This is a genomic window from Bacillus sp. HNG (assembly GCF_003400205.1).
In the GTDB taxonomy this organism is placed as follows: Bacteria; Bacillota; Bacilli; order Bacillales; family Bacillaceae_L; genus Ferdinandcohnia.
On record NZ_QUQV01000006.1, the window covers coordinates 132,005 to 148,784 of the forward strand.

Consider the following 16,780-nt stretch of genomic DNA (forward strand, 5'->3'; position numbering starts at 1 on the left):
TTTCATTGTTCACCCCTTTTTGTCGAGGAACGAAGGTATCGATTGAATTGGATGGTTGCAAATAAGTTTAAGAGAGAAAGGATTAACATATTTTTGGAGACTTTGTTCACGGAGGAAGAGTATGCAAGATTGGCTAGTGGAGGTTCTAGTTAATAATAAAGAGTTCGCTGTTGTCGTCAGTTTGCTGGTTAATATTCTGATCAGCCTTTTTGGCGTTATTCCTAGTGTTTTTATCACAGCTGCAAACTTACTAGTCTTTGGTTTTTGGAAGGGAACCTTCCTTTCTTTTCTTGGAGAGACAATAGGTGCAATTGTAACTTTTTGGTTATACCGAAAGGGTTTTAAAAGGGTAGTGGGGAAAAAGCTGAATAAATATCCACTTGTATCTAAACTCCTTGACACCAAGGGGAAGGAAGCCTTTTTTCTCATTCTTTCTTTGCGATTATTACCGTTTATTCCATCTGGTTTAGTCACCTTTGCCTCTGCAGTAGGGACAGTTAGTCTAATCGTTTTTCTATTTGCAAGTTCAATCGGAAAAATACCAGCCTTGCTTATTGAAGCATATTCAGTGCACCAAGTAACCAATTGGACAACAGAAGGAAAACTCATCTTATCAATCCTTTCTATCGTAGGGCTAATCTACGTCATTAGAAATATCAGTAAAAATCAAAAGGAAAAATAAGATATAAATCTATTACACAAGTTTCTCCATAATTTCTTCATAATTTTTTGTTAAAGTTGAGTGGGGTAAAAAAAACACCCATTTAATGGGGATTATAAATGTAGCCTACATAAAAAAGGAGTTGGACATGGAATGAAAAAAGGGATAATAGGAATAGCTGGATTGTTGCTAATCCTTCTATTAGCGGCCTGTAACAATAGCACTTCAAATGAGAAGGAAGCAACAGAGGTAAAAGATATAAAAGAAATGGTACTCGATTATAGTATTGGAAGTTTTGAAGATGTGTCAGCTTCAATTACATCGCATGAACTGATTGTAACGGATAGTAATAAAAAGGAAACAGCTTATGACCTTCCTGAGGATGAATTTTTTGTTTCGATTGCACCATTTGTAAAAGAAACACACGAATGTGCCATTCATAGTTTAACAGGATGTCAGGGTGAATTAGTAGAAAAAGAATTTGATGTTTACATCGAAGACGAGGCAGGTAATGTAATTGTTGATGAAACGATGACATCGTTCGAAAATGGATTTATCGATTTATGGTTACCTCGGGATAAAACGTACCAAGTAAGAATCGAATATGATGGAAAAACAGCAGAATCCCAAATTTCCACATTTAAAGGCGACAATACTTGTATTACAACCATGCAGTTAATGTAGTGGGGGACAAGAGGACAGGTACCGCGTCCCATCAATATTAGACAGGGGACAGTGAACCTGTCCCCTACATCTCACTATCGTACAACAGGAAACCATCCTTCAACTTCTAAAATTAACTTCCATAATGGAGTGGGTATAACTGCTTTATGTTGATCGGTTATTGTTAATTGGTGCCTGATTGTTTCACTTTCATTATGTTGGACCTTCTCAACCCAATGGGGATCGACTACAAGTGCTCGTCCAAGTGCGACAAAATCTGTTTTTCCTTTCTCGTATACAAGGTCTGCTTCATCTGGTGTATGAATATTTCCAACACCAATAACAGGCACACGCTCTTTAATATATTCTGCGATTAATTCTGTACGTGATTTCTTACTATCAATTCCTCTACGTGGCTTTGCCCATGCATTTGTTGTGGCAATATGAATATAATCAATATCTGCTTGTATTAGTTCATCAAGTAACTCAAACGTTTCTTTCATAGTGATACCAGGAGTTTCAGGCTCTTCCGGTGAAAAACGATAACCAATCAAGAAAGGTTTTGTTGCATGTTTTTTGATAACGCGCTTCACTTCATGAATTAGTTTTAAAGCAAATAGATAGCGGTTTTCGAACTCATCTGTTCGGTGATTAGAATGCGGTGAAACAAATTGTTGAAGTAAATAACCAGTTGCACCGTGTAATTCTACGCCGTCAAATCCAGCTTCAATTGTACGACGTGTTGCTTCGCCAAAGTCATCAATAATATCATAGATTTCCTCAGTTGTTAAAGCTCTAGGTGTTGTTTCTACACTATAAAAACCACGGTCCCCAAGGGGAGCGATAGCACTTGCACTCACAGTTTCTCCATTTGGAATAAGTCTTGGAACGGCTAAACGCCCTCCATGATAAAGTTGAACAACTCCTTTAGCACCACCCGAGTGAATCACATCTGCTAATTTCGAAAGACCGCGGATAGTCCCATCATGATCAATCCCCATTTGACCATCGAAGCCTTTACCATTTTTCGAAACATAAGCGCAAGCTGTAATAATTGTTCCTACGCCATTTGCACGCTCACCGTAATAGGCTAGTTCTTCTTCGGAAACAAAGTCATTTTCATCTGCAGAAAAAGTCGTCATGGGTGCCATTATGAGACGGTTTTTTACATGGACACCACTCTTAAAAGTGAACTCTTGAAATAAATCTTGATATTTACTATTCATGGAATTCCTCCGGTTTAATGTATATTTACTAAGGTTTCGATTTCTTTCGTTATGGCTTTACTGCCTGCGTGTAGCTTTGTCGCGATTTGTTTGAGATTGCTACGAGAAATTTCCTCGGCAGGTGCAGCGATTGCTAAGGCAGCAATTACTTTCTTATTTCGAAAAACTGGGACAGCAACACAACGGATACCGATAATCCGTTCCTCATCATCAAAGGCAAACCCATCCTCTTGAATGGCTTTTAAATGATACCGGAATAGTTGCGAATCTTGAAACGTATTTTTTGTTGCTTTTTCCAGTGACAATCTTTCAAATATGGATGCGAATGAATCCTCATCTACATTAGCTAAAATGACTTTACCTAAAGCGGATTGATGTAATTTAGACCGGTTTCCAATCTCTTCGTCTGCGGAAACTTCATATGGAGTGTGTAATACTTGTGTCATAACAAGATCAGTCCCATCCACTTTTCCAATATAGGTGCTCATTTGTAAATCTTGCGCCACTTGGTAAATCGATCGTAATGAAGCCCAATCCATTTCTGAACGCTTTTCAAAACTTTCGAGAAACATTTTATAATGAATAAAATATTGAGTTTGAAGTTTATAGATATAGCCCATTTCTTCTAGGGTTGTTAAAATTCGAAAAGCGGTGGATTTACTTAAATTCAGTAAATCCATCACTTCCTTTAACGTAATGCCTTTGTGTTGTTTTACTAATTCTAGAACTAGGAGTCCTTTTTTTAATGTTGAAACTTCATTCCTTGCCATTTTCATCACCTCAGTCTCCTGATAGTATAGATGCTTTATTTTTTGGATTCAAAATATATGGCGTAAGTTTCATTAAATGAAACTTAATCAAAGAAATTTGTGAGTCTGAATATAAGGAGATATGATATGGCTAATCAAAGATAGGAGGAGAAAAGATGAAATATACTATATTAAAAAAATCGAATCTCAAAGTGTCAGTAATCGGACTGGGTACAAATGCGGTTGGAGGGCATAATTTATTCCAAAACTTAAATGAAGAAGATGGAAAAGACCTTGTAAGAGAAGCACTAAAAAACGGTGTGAACTTTATTGATACAGCTGATATATATGGTCTGGGTCGTTCAGAGGAGCTGGTTGGAGAGGTATTGAAGGAAATTAAGCGTGACGACTATTTGATTGCGACAAAAGGTGCGCAACATTGGTTTGAAGATGGCACTGTAAAAACGGATAATCGTCCTGAATATATGCGTGAAGCAGTTGAAAAAAGTTTACAAAGATTGCAACTAGATTATATAGACTTATATTATTTGCACTTTCCAGATCAAAAGACGCCATTATCGGAGTCAATTGGGGAATTAGCTAGATTAAAAGAAGAAGGAAAAATACGTGCAATTGGTATTTCGAATGTTTCCCTTGAGCATTTAAAAGAGGCAAACGTTCATGGCAATATCTCGGTCTTACAATCACATTATAGTATGCTAGATCGTTCTGCTGAAGAAGAATTGTTACCATATTGTATTGATAATAATATTTCGTTTATTCCATATGGTCCTTTAGCATTTGGGTTACTAGGTGGTGGATTCACAAAGGAATCTACCTTAGACGCACAGGATTGGCGTAATTCAGTTCCATTATTCCAAGGGGAATTATTTCAAAAAAACCTTCTAACAATAGAAAAGCTAAAAGAATTTGCTACCCAAAAAGAAACAACTCTACCTAACTTAGCGCTCGCTTGGTTGCTTGCTCAAGAAGGGGTAGATGCAGTCATCCCAGGGGGGAGACGAAAAGAACGTATCCTTGAGAATATTCAAGCCAACGAAATTCGTTTATCAAGTGAGGAATTAAACGTTATAAATGATATTTTAAGTAAAAACTGATAAAAATAAGGGTTGTTCCAAAAGCTATTCATATGACTTTGGAACAGCCCTTTTTATATGGATTAATTTCAACGTCTTTTCCAAAAGGGACATCAGCGGAATCTACTTACTTGACATAAATTTATTATAAAAATATACTTACTTACATAAAGTAACTAAGAAAAGGTGGTAACCTTTATGAATGATAAGAAGAGTGGATTTGAAATTGGGATATACACACTTGCAGATATTGGTCCGGACCCTCTTACAGGAAAGACAATAACTGCAAAAGAAAGAATAAAAGAAATGATTCAAGCTGCAAAACTTGCGGACGAGGCAGGGCTAGATGTATTTGGGGTAGGAGAACATCATCGTCTGGATTATGCTTCTTCATCTCCCGCAGTTCTACTAGCAGCTATTGCACAAGCAACAAAACAGATTCGATTAACAAGTACAACAAGTGTTTTAAGTACGCTTGATCCTGTTCGCCTGTTTGAAGATTTTGCTACATTAGATTTACTTTCAGATGGTCGTGCCGAAATACTAGCAGGAAGAGGGGCTTTTATCGAATCATTTCCTTTGTTCGGCTATAGTACAAATGATTATGATGAATTGTTTGAAGAGCATATGGAGCTCCTCTTGCAATTGACCGAGCATGAAAGGGTTACATGGTCAGGGAACTTCCGTTCATCTTTGAGTAATGCTCAAATTGCACCAAGACCGGTACAGGAAAAATTACCTGTTTGGATTGGAGTTGGAGGGACACCAGAGAGTGCCGTTCGTGCTGGAAGATTTGGGGTAGGAATGGCTTTAGCTATTTTGGGTGGCCCACCAAGACGTTTTAAACCACTTGTTGACCTTTATCGTCAGGCGGGAGTAGATGCTGGACATTCGCAAGAGACATTGAAGGTTGGTGTAACGGGACATGCCTATCTAGCGGAAACAACGCAACAAGCCAAAGATGAGTTTTACCCTTATTACTCGAATTACTGGGAATATGTGAACCGTCAGCGCGGAATGGGGACAAGGATGTCAAGGGCTGACTTTGAGCATATGGCTAGTCCGGATACTGCTTTGTTCGTGGGTAGTCCACAGCAGGTCGTCGAAAAAATTCTTCAACAATACGAACTCTTTGGACACCAGCGTTTCCTTGCACAGTTAGATATAGGAGGTCAACCATTTAAAAACGTTGCAAAAGGAATTGAATTATTAGCAACGGAGGTTGCTCCAATTGTTCGAAGAGAAACAAGTAAATAACATGGAATTATGAATATCAGACGCTGTTTAGGTGTCTGATATTCTTTTTATCGCCCAATCCCTCGCTTACTTGAAAATGGAAAAAAATCCATATAATCGAGGTAGCTAATTTAGCTATATTAGCTAACGTGAGGTGGGACTGAAATGATTGTAAACTCGAAAGAACTGCAAAATAATTTTGGAAAGTATTTGATACTTGCGGCACAAGAGGACATTATCGTTACAAGAAATGCTACAGACAGTCTACTTTTTTGAGGATTATAATATCAGTAACAGTGCTACCTATAAGAATAATGAGGCTGTACAATCCTTCATTTTTAAAGGACTAAACGCAGAAATTAGTAGAATTTTTAGAGCTTAAGTGGGACACGGGCATGTGTCCCACAACCTTTGGATAATAAACTTCCTCTCTTTTAGTATCCAACCTCGACAGATGCTACAACGATGTACATTAGATCATTTTGATCGCCTTTTTCTTCAAGGACGATTCCGCTTGTTGTTAGCATACCTCCGTCCATGACCTCTACAGAGACTTTACCGAATGGTATCGCTCCTTTAACCGCTTCGATATCTAGCTGTTCTTTATCACAAGGGACTGCTAGTTTCACATTAACTACCATATTGTCTAAGCTATTTCCTGGTAGAACCGAGCGAATTCCAGGCATTGAATTAAAATGGATCGCATTCTTTACAGCGCGAATGGCTGCCTTCGTAATGTTTTGACCGTGAACATCAATCCCCATGCCTGTTTCAATAAACATCAATTTTTCCATCAGATAGACACCTCGTTATTAATTGATATTTCTATTTTACCTTAAAATAGGGTTTTTGATATGTTTTAAACCTGCCATGTGTATAAAATCTCCATCAAAATAGCACTTTTAAACAACCAACCTGATGAAAATAATTAAATTTAATCCTAAAAAATAGTATAATAGTAACAAAATTAGTCAAATGGTCAAAAAATTGTGAGTATTTAGATGTCTAATGCCTACTTTTAGAATTGATGAAAAAGGTGCCCTGATTTAAATTATTTCGACTTTCTCGAAAAAAATTTTCTACTTTCATTGAAAGGAAATTCGTCTTATGAAACAATATGCGATTACAGAAAAAACCAAAGATATCAGCCTACTAGATGAAGAATTATGCTCTGATGAATTAGTGAGTATTGATCGAAAGGAATTAAATGAAACAATTCGTTTGCACCAGGGCATGATTTTCAAATTCAAAGAAATAGCGGGGCAATTTATCCATACTTTATGTGATGGTGAGTTAGTATATCGTTTAGGCCTAACTCCAAGTCACGTAGTAGGAAAACAGTTAATAGGCTTTCTTCCGGAACAGATTACAAAAAGAAAGCACTTATTATATGAAAGAGCGTGGAATGGGGAAGACCACGTTACCTATGAAGCAGAATTAAATGGAATTCATTATTTTGCTGCGTTACGGCCAGTTATACGAAATGGGGAAGTTATTGAGGTTATTGGTTCATGTATGGATATTACCGACAGAAAGAAGGTCGAAAAGGCTTTACTTGAAAGTGAAAATAAATACCGTTTGATTGCTGAAAACATGACCGATTTAATCATTTTATTTGATAGACAAGGAAAGTGTATCTATGCATCACCTTCTCATGAAACTGTATTAGGCTATCCACCTGAATATTTTTTGAGCCAAAATACATTGCATCTTATTCATCCAAATGACACTTCACTCATCATCAATGGGTTTGAAGAGGTAAATAAAACGAAAATTCCTTTAAGGGTCGAGTTTCGCCTTTTACACGCTGAACATGGTTGGAAATTATTTGACTGTACGGCTACCCCTGTATTGGATGAAGACGGTGAAGTTGAGCATATTATGGTTGTAGCAAAAGACATTACTGAGAAAAGAAGAGCGGAAGAACTTTTATGGAAGTCTGAGAAGTTATCATTAGTTGGGGAGTTAGCAGCGGGTGTTGCACATGAAATACGGAATCCCCTGACTTCAATAAAAGGGTTCATTCAGCTATTTCAGCAAGGAGTTAGGAACGAAGAATATTTTAATGTGATTCTTTCAGAGTTTAATCGAATTGAAGATATCATAAAGGAATTTCTTTCCCTTGCAAAGCCGCAGGAAATTCAGCTTAAGTCAGTAAGTATTCCCTCTTTGTTAAAAGAGATTAACACCTTGATGAAACCTGAAGCCTATCTAAAAAATGTTCAAATCATAATTGATAGTGATGTGAGTATTCCACTTGTAATGTGTGATGCGAATCAAATCAAACAAGTCTTATTGAATCTTTGTAAAAATAGCATTGAAGCTACCGACGGATACAAGAGAGGATTATTAATTATCTCTGCTCATATAGAGGATAAAAATCAATTATGCATTCAGGTAGTTGATAACGGGATAGGGATAAGCGAAGAACGCCTCAAAAGACTAGGGGAACCTTTCTATAGTAATAAAGAAAAGGGAACTGGTTTAGGTCTTATGCTATGTTTTCGAATAATAAAGGAGCACAAAGGAACGATAACCTTCGAAAGCAAAGAAAACCTAGGAACAACAGTAAAAATTAGACTACCAGTTTAAAAGGATAGGAGGGTGTAAAATCTAAATGAGGTACCTGACCCTTTTAATTAAAGGGATTAGGTACCTCTTTGCTTACGAAAACACGCTACGATTCATAACACATATCTACAATCTTTTTCGCTAATATTTCTGTGGGATCAATCACTTTAAACCCTTCTACTTCACTTAAAACAAGTGGGATTTCAGTACATGCTGCGATAATTGCCTCTGCTCCTTGATTGATCACTGTTTTTGATGCTTGTAGCAATAACTTCTTTCCTTTTTCGAGATTTCCACTTTTTACTGCATAAATTCCCGCCATAACACTTTCTTGTGTCATTTTATCGGGCTCTATTACAACAATTTCTCGTTCGTGAAGAGACTCTTGGTATAGATTGGTATACAATGTGCCATCAGTGGCTAACAAAGCTATTGTTTTTAAGCCTACTTTGTCTATAAATCTGACAGTTTCTTTTGGCATATTCATAAGCGGGATCTTGACCGAAGCTTGGATTTCATCGAAATAATAATGAGCAGTATTACAGGCTATCGCAATCCAATCTGCTCCAGCCGTTTCTAATCTTTTTGCGGATTCGCTCATAAAAGGAAGAGGGTTTATTCCTTTTCCTAATATTGCCGAAGTACGGTCCGGTATTTGTGGGTAATTATCAACAATCATATGAATATGATCTTGGTCATTCTGGGCAGGTGTTAATCCAATGATTTTTGTCATCAAATCGACTGTTGCAAGTGGTCCCATTCCACCCATTATACCTAGTGTTTTTGTCATGTTATACTCCGCCTTATAAAAACAGGTTGTTGAAGATTTACTTTCAAATCTCCAACAACCGTTTTATTTTTTTACCAGATAGGTTTATACGCTTACTTCATTCGATAATTTTAATTCTCGTTTCTCTTCTATAGCATTCACTACAACTGCTGCAGAAGCATCGCCTGTGACGTTTACAGATGTACGAATCATATCCAAGATTCTATCGATACCAGCAATAAGAGCAATACCTTCTACTGGAAGTCCGACTGAAGTAACGACCATCGTAAGCATAATCAATCCAGCTCCTGGTACACCGGCTGTACCAATGGAAGCAAGAGTTGCCGTTAATACGATGGTTAACTGTTGTGCAAAAGAAAGATCATATCCAAAAAATTGTGCAATGAATAAAACACATACACCCTGATATAATGCGGTTCCATCCATATTGATGGTGGCACCCAACGGAAGGACGAAACTACTTACTTTTCTAGAAACTCCAAGGTTCTCTTCAGAATTTTTAATGGTTATTGGCAAAGTTCCTGAGCTACTTGTTGTGCTGAATGCTACCAAGCTAGCAGGTGCAATTCCTTTGAAAAATTTCAGTGGATTCATCTTTGCGAAAACCTTGACGGAGACTGAATATGTTAATACAGCGTGAAGTATACATCCGAGATAGACGACTAAAATAACTTTTAAAAGTGGAAGAAGTACAGAAACTCCGTATTCTCCAACAGTAGGTGCAATTAAACCGAAAACCCCAATTGGAGCTAATTTCATCACAATCGCAGTGATTTTATACATGATTTCAGCAAGTTCATCAAAGAAATTATAGACTGTCTTTGCCTTATCGCCTAAAATCGTAATTCCAAGTCCCAGGAAAATGGCAAAGAAAATGATTTGTAACATATCCCCATTTACTAAAGAAGCAATTGGATTCGTAGGAATGATATTTAGTAAGGTATCAATTACTCCTGGAGCCTCTGTTGCTTCAACTTTATCGACAGTTGCATCAATATTGACGCCCTTACCGGGTGAGAAGATGTTTGCAAGAATTAATCCGATGGTTACAGCAAAAGCAGTAGTTAAAATATAATAAGTAAATGTAATTCCACCCATACGTCCAATTTTTTTAATGTCCCCAGTACCTGCAACACCGACAACGAGGGAAGCAAGGACTAAAGGAACGATAATGAACTTAATCATACGTAAAAATAAATCACCAAGAGGTTTAACAACCTCAACACTAGGTCCAACGATAGCCCCAACGATAATAGCAAGAATAAATGCAATTAAAATCTGTGAAAGCAAACCAATTTTTTTCATAAGAACCTCCTTTTAAATTATTCGGGAAAAGACACTTCTTTCTCACAACATAGAAATTTGTAAAGATTCAGAAAAATATAGGTAAAAAAATATAAAAATTTATATATTTCTTAATCTTTTTATATATAAATTAACAGAAATAGTCAATAGCCTTTTGTGAAATAAATGAAAAAGTAAGGTATAAGGAATGGGTTGTATAAAAAGTTATTGATTATATATAAAATATTATATATATTTTAATTAAATCTACTATGGAAGGGAATCTTTTAATGAATTCGATACATGAACAATACATTCCAGTAGCAGAGGTGATTGCCAAAACATTTGGGCACGATTGCGAAGTTGTTTTGCATGATTTAACCGTTCCCCAGAGCTCTGTTGTATACACCGTCAACAATCATGTAACTGGAAGGCAAGTGGGACAAAGTTTTAACCATCTCATTACAGATGTGTTGCTCTCTCAAAACTTTACGAATGATTATTCAGCAAATTACTATTTTCATACTGATGATGGTAGATTAATAAAATCTTCTACCCTATTAATTAGGAATCCTGACAAAAAAGTGATTGGTGCACTATGTATAAACATTGATACGACTAGAATTACAGAAAATATTAATTGGCTAAGTAGCTTCATTCCTCAGAATCCTGATTTGCCTCTAAATCCAAACTATCAGCAAGATCGAACGAATGAAACTGAGCATATACAAGAGTTTGCTCATGATTTAATCGATAAAATTATTGGCACTAAGCCGGTAGAAAAGCTAAGGCGTGATGAAAAGGTGGAGATGGTTCGATTCATGGAGCAAAAAGGAATCTTCTTAATTCGTGGAACAATCGACAGAGTTGCGGAGAAGTTAAATATCTCAAAAGTCACAGTTTACAGCTATATAGAGGAAATTAAAGAAAAAAATAATAAAGGATAGATCAATCCCTTTCCACTTATTATATAAAAAATTCTAAGCCCAAGGAGGTATTCGTATGAAATTTATTTCAATTAAGGGTGCAAAGCCTAACCCTGGTCATTATTCCGCTGCAACACAAAAAGGCAACTTCCTCTTTATTTCAGGACAGCTTCCGGTTGATCCTTTTACTGGTAAAGGGACAAGTGGTGATATTACGGCTGAAACAAACCAAGTGTTGTCAAACTTAGACCATGTACTAGAAGCTGCAGGTGCAAAGAAAGAAGATATCATGAAGGTCACCATTTATATTTCAGATATTTCATTATGGGATACTGTCAATTCCATATATAAGCAGTACTTTGGTGACCACAAGCCAGCACGGGCTGTTGTTCCTACTAATCAACTACACTATGGATATTCAATTGAGCTTGAGGCAGTTGCCTATATTGATTAAGAAAAGGAAGAGTGAAGATGAACTATATTTGTAAAGAATGTCATTCAACATATCCGTTGGAAAGTAATAAATGGAAATGTGATTGTGGAGGTCTACTAAACCTTGAATATGAGAAAAAGGCAGTTGATTTTACTGAAACAGCCACTTCTCGAAATCACTCTCTTTGGAAATATATCGATGCACTCCCTTTTGAAAAGGAAGATGTCTGGCAGGAGATTACGCTTGGAGAAGGGGATACCCCACTAATCAAAATAGCTGATCATGTCTACGCAAAGGCTGACTATTATATGCCTACGCTATCATTCAAAGATCGTGGTGCTGTTCTTCTAATTGCCATGGCGAAAAAAATGGGCATTAAGAGGGTTGTTGCAGATAGTAGCGGTAATGCTGGTACAGCCATTGCGGCATATGGGGCAAGGGCAGGAATCCAATGTGATATTTTCGTTCCAGCATCTACTTCAAGTAAAAAAATAGCACAGATTGAAGCACATGGTGCGGTCATTCACAAGGTTCCTGGAACAAGAGAAGATACAGCGAACGCAGCGATTGCCATGGTTGAAAGCACAGATTCGTTTTATGCAAGTCATATTTATAACCCGATTTTTTGGGAAGGTACGAAAACGTATGTGTATGAAGTGTTTGAGCAAATGAATAACAAAATGCCTGTTGCGTTCATTATTCCGGTAGGGAATGGAACCTTGTTAATGGGAGCGTATATTGCTTTTCAAGAGTTATTGGCAAATGGGCAAATTGAAAAAATGCCTAGAATCCTTGCCGTCCAGGCAGAAGCTTGTGCTCCAATAATGAAAGCCTTTGCGGAAGGTAGCGATACGGTTGAACCTATTGAACATTCAGGGACCTTGGCTGAGGGCATTGCCATTGCTGCACCGGCAAGGGGAACAGAAATCTTACAAGCAATACGTGCAACAGAAGGAGATATAATCGGTGTGTCCGAGGAAAGTATCATAGAAGCCAGAAAGCAGCTTGCATTAAAAGGAATTTATGTGGAGATCACTTCCGCGGCTAATTACGCTGGCTACTTACACTATATTAAGAAATACCCTGAATTAAAAGACCAACAAATCGTTTTTCCGTTATGTGGGGCAGGTCTTAAAAGTAACTAGACTTTAAAAATGAGAGAATCGATTTTTTAAGGAGAGATAATGATGAAAAAGAATCAATTAGATACGCCATCCTTACTTATTGACCGTGAAATCATGATGGATAACATTGAACGAATGCAATCCTACGCTAACAAATATGGTGTTACCCTTCGTCCGCATACAAAGACGCATAAAATGCCTGCTCTTGCAAAACTACAAGTAGATGCAGGTGCCAAAGGAATTACCGTTGCAAAGGTTGGCGAAGCAGAAGTCATGGCTGAAAATGGACTAAATGATATTTTTATTGCAAATGAAATCGTCGGTGAGGTCAAACTAAATCGCATCAAGAAGCTTGCAGAAACCATTGATATTTCCTTTGGCGTGGACAGTATTGAACAATGTGAAACAATAGAAAAGGTGTTCAGTGACAGCCAAAAACCAGCGCAAGTTCTGATTGAAATTGAAGTGGGGGAAAACCGCTCTGGAGTAATTGAAGAAAGCGATTATATTAAGTTAGTAGAGTATATTAAAAATTGCTCCCATCTGAATTTAAAAGGAATCTTTTCGCATGATGGCCACACATACAAAGCTAAAGACCTAGAGGAATGTCGCGAGCTTTACAACGCAGCGCAAAAACGCACTCTTCACTTTGCCAATCTTGCGCAAGAATTAGGCTGCACACTGGAGACGGTAAGCATTGGTTCTACACCACCGCTCATGCATGATTTTGGCGTCATGGAGGGGATTACCGAACTTCGTATCGGAACGTATATCCTCATGGATGTCTCACAAGGAAATGCAATTGGTACATATGATAGATGTGCAGCGAGTGTCCTAACAACTGTCATCAGCAAACCAACAAATGAACGAGTCATTACTGATGTTGGGGCAAAGGGAATTACGATGCAGTCACGGAGTCAAGGAATATGTGCAACTACAGGTTTAGGCTATATTAAAAACTACGGTGTTCATATTGACCAGGTGTACGATGAACATGCGATCATTTATAATGAGGAATTTAGAAATCAAGTTGCAATTGGTGAAAAGGTTGAAGTCATTCCAAATCATATTTGTCCAGTCTGCAACCTCTATGATCACGCCTATTTAGTTTCTGGAGATGAGGTAGTAGAAGAAATTCCAATCCTATGTAGAGGGAAACTGCAGTAAAGAAATAAAGGTAGGGGAGATAGCTTAAACCATTGCTGTTACTCCTGGGAATAGGAGGGAAGAGGGTGAGCCTGATGGGGCGACCCTCTTTCCGTTTTTAATCGTATAATTCCCAAGCTAACTTTAATGATTCGATAATATAATCTGCAATCTCTTCAACATCATGGTTGTCAGTATTTAATTTGGAATGGTGTAATGAATAGATATCTTGTCTTTCTATAAAAAGTTTCTCAATTTCTTCTAAAGAGCGACCTTGTAAAACTGGTCGGCTATCAATTAGGATGTCTATTCTTTCCTTCCAAGAATCCCAGGAAACGTCTAAATAAAAAACAATACAGTTTTTTAAACAAATATCTCTGATTTCCTTTTGTAAAAAGGCACCACCACCGAGAGAAATAATTTTTAACTTTTGCGTGCAATAGTTAGAAATAACTTCTTTTTCTTTTTCTCGAAAAGCCTTTTCACCAATTTGTTTAAAAATTTGTGAAGTGGGCATGTTGTATTCTTTTTCAATCTCTTGATCAATATCTACAAAACTTCTAAATAATTTTTTGGCAACAAGTTTACCAATCGTTGTTTTTCCAACGCCCATAAAACCGATGAAAACGATACTCTTTTCTCTTAATGAAATGTTTTGATTATTCACTTCGGCACTTCCTATTGTAAGTTTGATATACTTTAATGGTTTATTTTAATAAATACTATCATATGTCTTTTACTTTTCAAAAAGAAATATTTCAGTTCAAACATGAAATAATAGAATGAACATAGATAATTCTTTTATTATTTGCCTGAAAATTCTAATACAAGTTATACTTAAATGGTATTTAAGAACTCTAAATTTAAAGGTTAGGGGAAGAAAAAAGTGAAAAAAATTCTTATGCTACATGGAATTAATCATAACATGTTCGGAAAAAGAGACCCTGTTCAATATGGTACGGTGACGTTAGAGGAAATTGATGCAGGACTTAACGAATTAGCAAACGAACTCGGCGTCGAGATTGAAAGCTTTCAGACGAATCATGAAGGTGAGATGTGCGAAAGAATCCATAGGGCTTATTTTGAAAAAAAAGACGCTGTGATCATAAATGCAGGAGCATGGACACATTATAGTTATGGATTAAGGGATGCACTAGAGATTCTCGAAGTACCAATCATTGAGATTCATATGTCCAATATTCATTCTCGAGAAGAATTCAGACATCATTCTGTTTTTGCAGAAATTGCAAAAGGTCAAATTTGTGGGTTTGGAATCGACAGCTACTATCTTGGTTTACGTGCGGCTGTATCACTGATTAAAGATAAATAAGTAAGGTTTTATACAACTGAATGAAATCCAAAAAAAGCACTCAACGTCCTTCGCTGAGTGCCATTTCAATTAAAATGGGTTTATTTTCCAATAAACATCTGTGTCCAATAGTTGCCTTCTACATGACCTACACCAATGTGAGTAAAGTTTGAGCTTAAAATGTTCTTACGATGTCCTTCACTATTCATCCAAGCATTAACAACTTCTTGTGGTGAACGTTGCCCCATCGCAATATTTTCACCAGCTGCACGGTATTGAATGCCAAATTGTTTCATCATATCAAATGGTGATCCGTAGGTTGGGCTAGTATGAGAAAAATAGCCATTCTTCTTCATATCAGAAGATTTTGTTCTCGCCACCTCACTTAATTTTAAGTCAATTTTGAGGGGCTGTAAGCCGTTTTTTGCACGTTCTTTATTTGTTAATGTAACAACTTCTTGCTCAAATTGGCTTAATGAATAAGTAGCTTGATTTGTTGTTTCCTTTTGATCTACAGGCTGTTGTTGCACAGGTTGCTGAGCAACAGGGCTTTCCTGAACAGGCTTTTCTGCCTTTTGTTCTACTGGCTTCTTAGCTGGTTGTGTAGGTTCCTCTACTTTCGACGGAGTTTGTCCATATTGAGAATAATATTTTTTTAGTAAGTTTTGAATGAGGTCATTCCAATTCGTAGAGTTGTTAACAGATACGACGTAACGACCTTCATAAACATTTTTATTGGAGCCATCTACTTGTTCCGCAGAACTTGCTAATGGTCCAGTAACCAATAATGCACCTGCTACTGCTAAAGATAGTACTGTTTTCTTCATATTTAGTCCTCCTTGTTGTGTACCAAGATACAACAACATCATAGCATGTGATTTTTGTAATATTTGAGGAAGACTTTTCCTTCTGAATCAATCCTACTATTTTACCAGCAATCGAGAGTTGAAAATGAATAGATTTGATGAAATGAATTTGTTGTTCTTTTTTGTCAATATAGGAAAAAACTACTCGGATATACCTATTGACAGGATTGAAGCCAATGATGTTTTATGACGTATATTACTTAAAAATGACGAATATGACTTTTTGGGACAAGGGGACAGGTACGGCGTCCCACCAGTATTGGGTACAGGAAAACGAGCTTGTCCTTAAGGTAAGAAGCAGTAGTCTGCTTAACAAAATCTACTGCTTCTATGAAAATTTTGTTACTAGTTAGATGAATCTTCTGAGTCATCTACTAATCCTGCTGCGCATCGTCAGAGAATTTGTCAGAGAACTTGTCAGAGAATTTATCTGAGAATTTGTCAGAACCTGATTGTTGAGAAAGCGTCGTTAGGCTTTCTGAAAATCCGGTTGAAAAAGCTTGGGCAAAGGATTCAGCAATGACTGGTGCAAGCACATTTAATTGCGCTAATGCTGGATTACTATTTTCTGTTGCTGCTGCTTTTTTAATGCCTTCGGCAAAGGAATTTGAAAAAGCTTCAGCAAATGCTGTTGCAAATGAAGAAACGGAAGCTTCGACCAAGTTCTTCACTTGTTCTCTATTGATTTTTCTATCCACA

18 protein-coding genes are annotated in these 16,780 nt (G+C 37.0%); 10 read left to right on the top strand and 8 right to left on the bottom strand.

What is annotated here, in order from left to right:
• Positions 1-121 precede the first annotated feature (121 nt).
• Positions 122-682: a TVP38/TMEM64 family protein gene (locus tag DZB84_RS12805; RefSeq protein WP_116352657.1), complete on the top strand. Its 561-nt coding sequence runs from the start codon at positions 122-124 to the stop codon at positions 680-682.
• A 132-nt stretch (positions 683-814) separates the two neighbouring features.
• Complete coding sequence (locus tag DZB84_RS12810; RefSeq protein ID WP_116352658.1) at positions 815-1,345, top strand: CueP family metal-binding protein; 531 nt, start codon at positions 815-817, stop codon at positions 1,343-1,345.
• Between the two features lie 74 nt (positions 1,346-1,419).
• Here the strand turns inward: DZB84_RS12810 and DZB84_RS12815 are convergent, their stop codons facing one another.
• Together DZB84_RS12815 and DZB84_RS12820 are read right to left on the bottom strand one after the other, a co-directional pair.
• Complete coding sequence (locus DZB84_RS12815; protein WP_116352659.1) at positions 1,420-2,550, bottom strand: NADH-dependent flavin oxidoreductase; 1,131 nt, start codon at positions 2,548-2,550, stop codon at positions 1,420-1,422.
• Positions 2,551-2,564: 14 nt separating this feature from the next.
• Positions 2,565-3,326 (bottom strand): IclR family transcriptional regulator, encoded by a 762-nt coding sequence (locus DZB84_RS12820; protein WP_116352660.1) that lies wholly within the window; start codon positions 3,324-3,326, stop codon positions 2,565-2,567.
• A gap of 149 nt (positions 3,327-3,475) precedes the next feature.
• Here DZB84_RS12820 and DZB84_RS12825 point away from each other — a divergent pair, with 149 nt between their 5' ends.
• Both DZB84_RS12825 and DZB84_RS12830 read left to right on the top strand, forming a co-directional pair.
• Positions 3,476-4,417, top strand: coding sequence for an aldo/keto reductase (locus tag DZB84_RS12825; protein WP_116352661.1), 942 nt, complete (start codon positions 3,476-3,478; stop codon positions 4,415-4,417).
• A gap of 177 nt (positions 4,418-4,594) precedes the next feature.
• The gene (locus DZB84_RS12830; RefSeq protein WP_116352662.1) at positions 4,595-5,653 is read left to right on the top strand and encodes an LLM class flavin-dependent oxidoreductase; all 1,059 of its coding nucleotides are present in this window, start codon (positions 4,595-4,597) and stop codon (positions 5,651-5,653) included.
• 413 nt (positions 5,654-6,066) lie between these two features.
• Here the strand turns inward: DZB84_RS12830 and DZB84_RS12840 are convergent, their stop codons facing one another.
• On the bottom strand, positions 6,067-6,426 hold the full coding sequence (locus tag DZB84_RS12840; RefSeq protein ID WP_116352663.1) for a Lin0512 family protein: 360 nt from the start codon (positions 6,424-6,426) through the stop codon (positions 6,067-6,069).
• Positions 6,427-6,739: 313 nt separating this feature from the next.
• Between DZB84_RS12840 and DZB84_RS12845 the strand changes: the two genes are divergently transcribed.
• Positions 6,740-8,224: a PAS domain-containing sensor histidine kinase gene (locus tag DZB84_RS12845; protein ID WP_116352664.1), complete on the top strand. Its 1,485-nt coding sequence runs from the start codon at positions 6,740-6,742 to the stop codon at positions 8,222-8,224.
• An 85-nt stretch (positions 8,225-8,309) separates the two neighbouring features.
• Here DZB84_RS12845 and cuyB read toward each other — a convergent pair whose 3' ends face one another.
• A complete protein-coding gene (cuyB, locus tag DZB84_RS12850) occupies positions 8,310-8,993 on the bottom strand; it encodes a cysteate racemase (protein ID WP_116352665.1) in 684 nt (227 codons plus the stop codon).
• 84 nt (positions 8,994-9,077) lie between these two features.
• Positions 9,078-10,298, bottom strand: coding sequence for a dicarboxylate/amino acid:cation symporter (locus tag DZB84_RS12855; RefSeq protein ID WP_116352666.1), 1,221 nt, complete (start codon positions 10,296-10,298; stop codon positions 9,078-9,080).
• Positions 10,299-10,567: 269 nt separating this feature from the next.
• Between DZB84_RS12855 and DZB84_RS12860 the strand changes: the two genes are divergently transcribed.
• From DZB84_RS12860 to DZB84_RS12875, 4 genes are read left to right on the top strand one after another with little or no spacing between them, the layout of a single operon-like run.
• Positions 10,568-11,224: a helix-turn-helix transcriptional regulator gene (locus DZB84_RS12860; RefSeq protein WP_116352667.1), complete on the top strand. Its 657-nt coding sequence runs from the start codon at positions 10,568-10,570 to the stop codon at positions 11,222-11,224.
• Between the two features lie 55 nt (positions 11,225-11,279).
• The gene (locus tag DZB84_RS12865; protein WP_116352668.1) at positions 11,280-11,657 is read left to right on the top strand and encodes a RidA family protein; all 378 of its coding nucleotides are present in this window, start codon (positions 11,280-11,282) and stop codon (positions 11,655-11,657) included.
• A 17-nt stretch (positions 11,658-11,674) separates the two neighbouring features.
• Positions 11,675-12,781 (top strand): threonine synthase, encoded by a 1,107-nt coding sequence (locus DZB84_RS12870; RefSeq protein ID WP_116352669.1) that lies wholly within the window; start codon positions 11,675-11,677, stop codon positions 12,779-12,781.
• 42 nt (positions 12,782-12,823) lie between these two features.
• Complete coding sequence (locus tag DZB84_RS12875) at positions 12,824-13,927, top strand: D-TA family PLP-dependent enzyme (RefSeq protein WP_116352670.1); 1,104 nt, start codon at positions 12,824-12,826, stop codon at positions 13,925-13,927.
• A 97-nt stretch (positions 13,928-14,024) separates the two neighbouring features.
• Here the strand turns inward: DZB84_RS12875 and DZB84_RS12880 are convergent, their stop codons facing one another.
• On the bottom strand, positions 14,025-14,519 hold the full coding sequence (locus tag DZB84_RS12880) for a shikimate kinase (RefSeq protein WP_116352815.1): 495 nt from the start codon (positions 14,517-14,519) through the stop codon (positions 14,025-14,027).
• A 273-nt stretch (positions 14,520-14,792) separates the two neighbouring features.
• Between DZB84_RS12880 and aroQ the strand changes: the two genes are divergently transcribed.
• The gene (gene aroQ, locus DZB84_RS12885; RefSeq protein WP_116352671.1) at positions 14,793-15,236 is read left to right on the top strand and encodes a type II 3-dehydroquinate dehydratase; all 444 of its coding nucleotides are present in this window, start codon (positions 14,793-14,795) and stop codon (positions 15,234-15,236) included.
• A gap of 80 nt (positions 15,237-15,316) precedes the next feature.
• Here aroQ and DZB84_RS12890 read toward each other — a convergent pair whose 3' ends face one another.
• Together DZB84_RS12890 and DZB84_RS12895 are read right to left on the bottom strand one after the other, a co-directional pair.
• Positions 15,317-16,042, bottom strand: a complete 726-nt coding sequence (locus DZB84_RS12890) for a CAP domain-containing protein (protein ID WP_116352672.1) — start codon at positions 16,040-16,042, stop codon at positions 15,317-15,319.
• Between the two features lie 413 nt (positions 16,043-16,455).
• Complete coding sequence (locus tag DZB84_RS12895; RefSeq protein WP_116352673.1) at positions 16,456-16,779, bottom strand: hypothetical protein; 324 nt, start codon at positions 16,777-16,779, stop codon at positions 16,456-16,458.
• Between the last annotated feature and the right edge of the window lies 1 nt (position 16,780).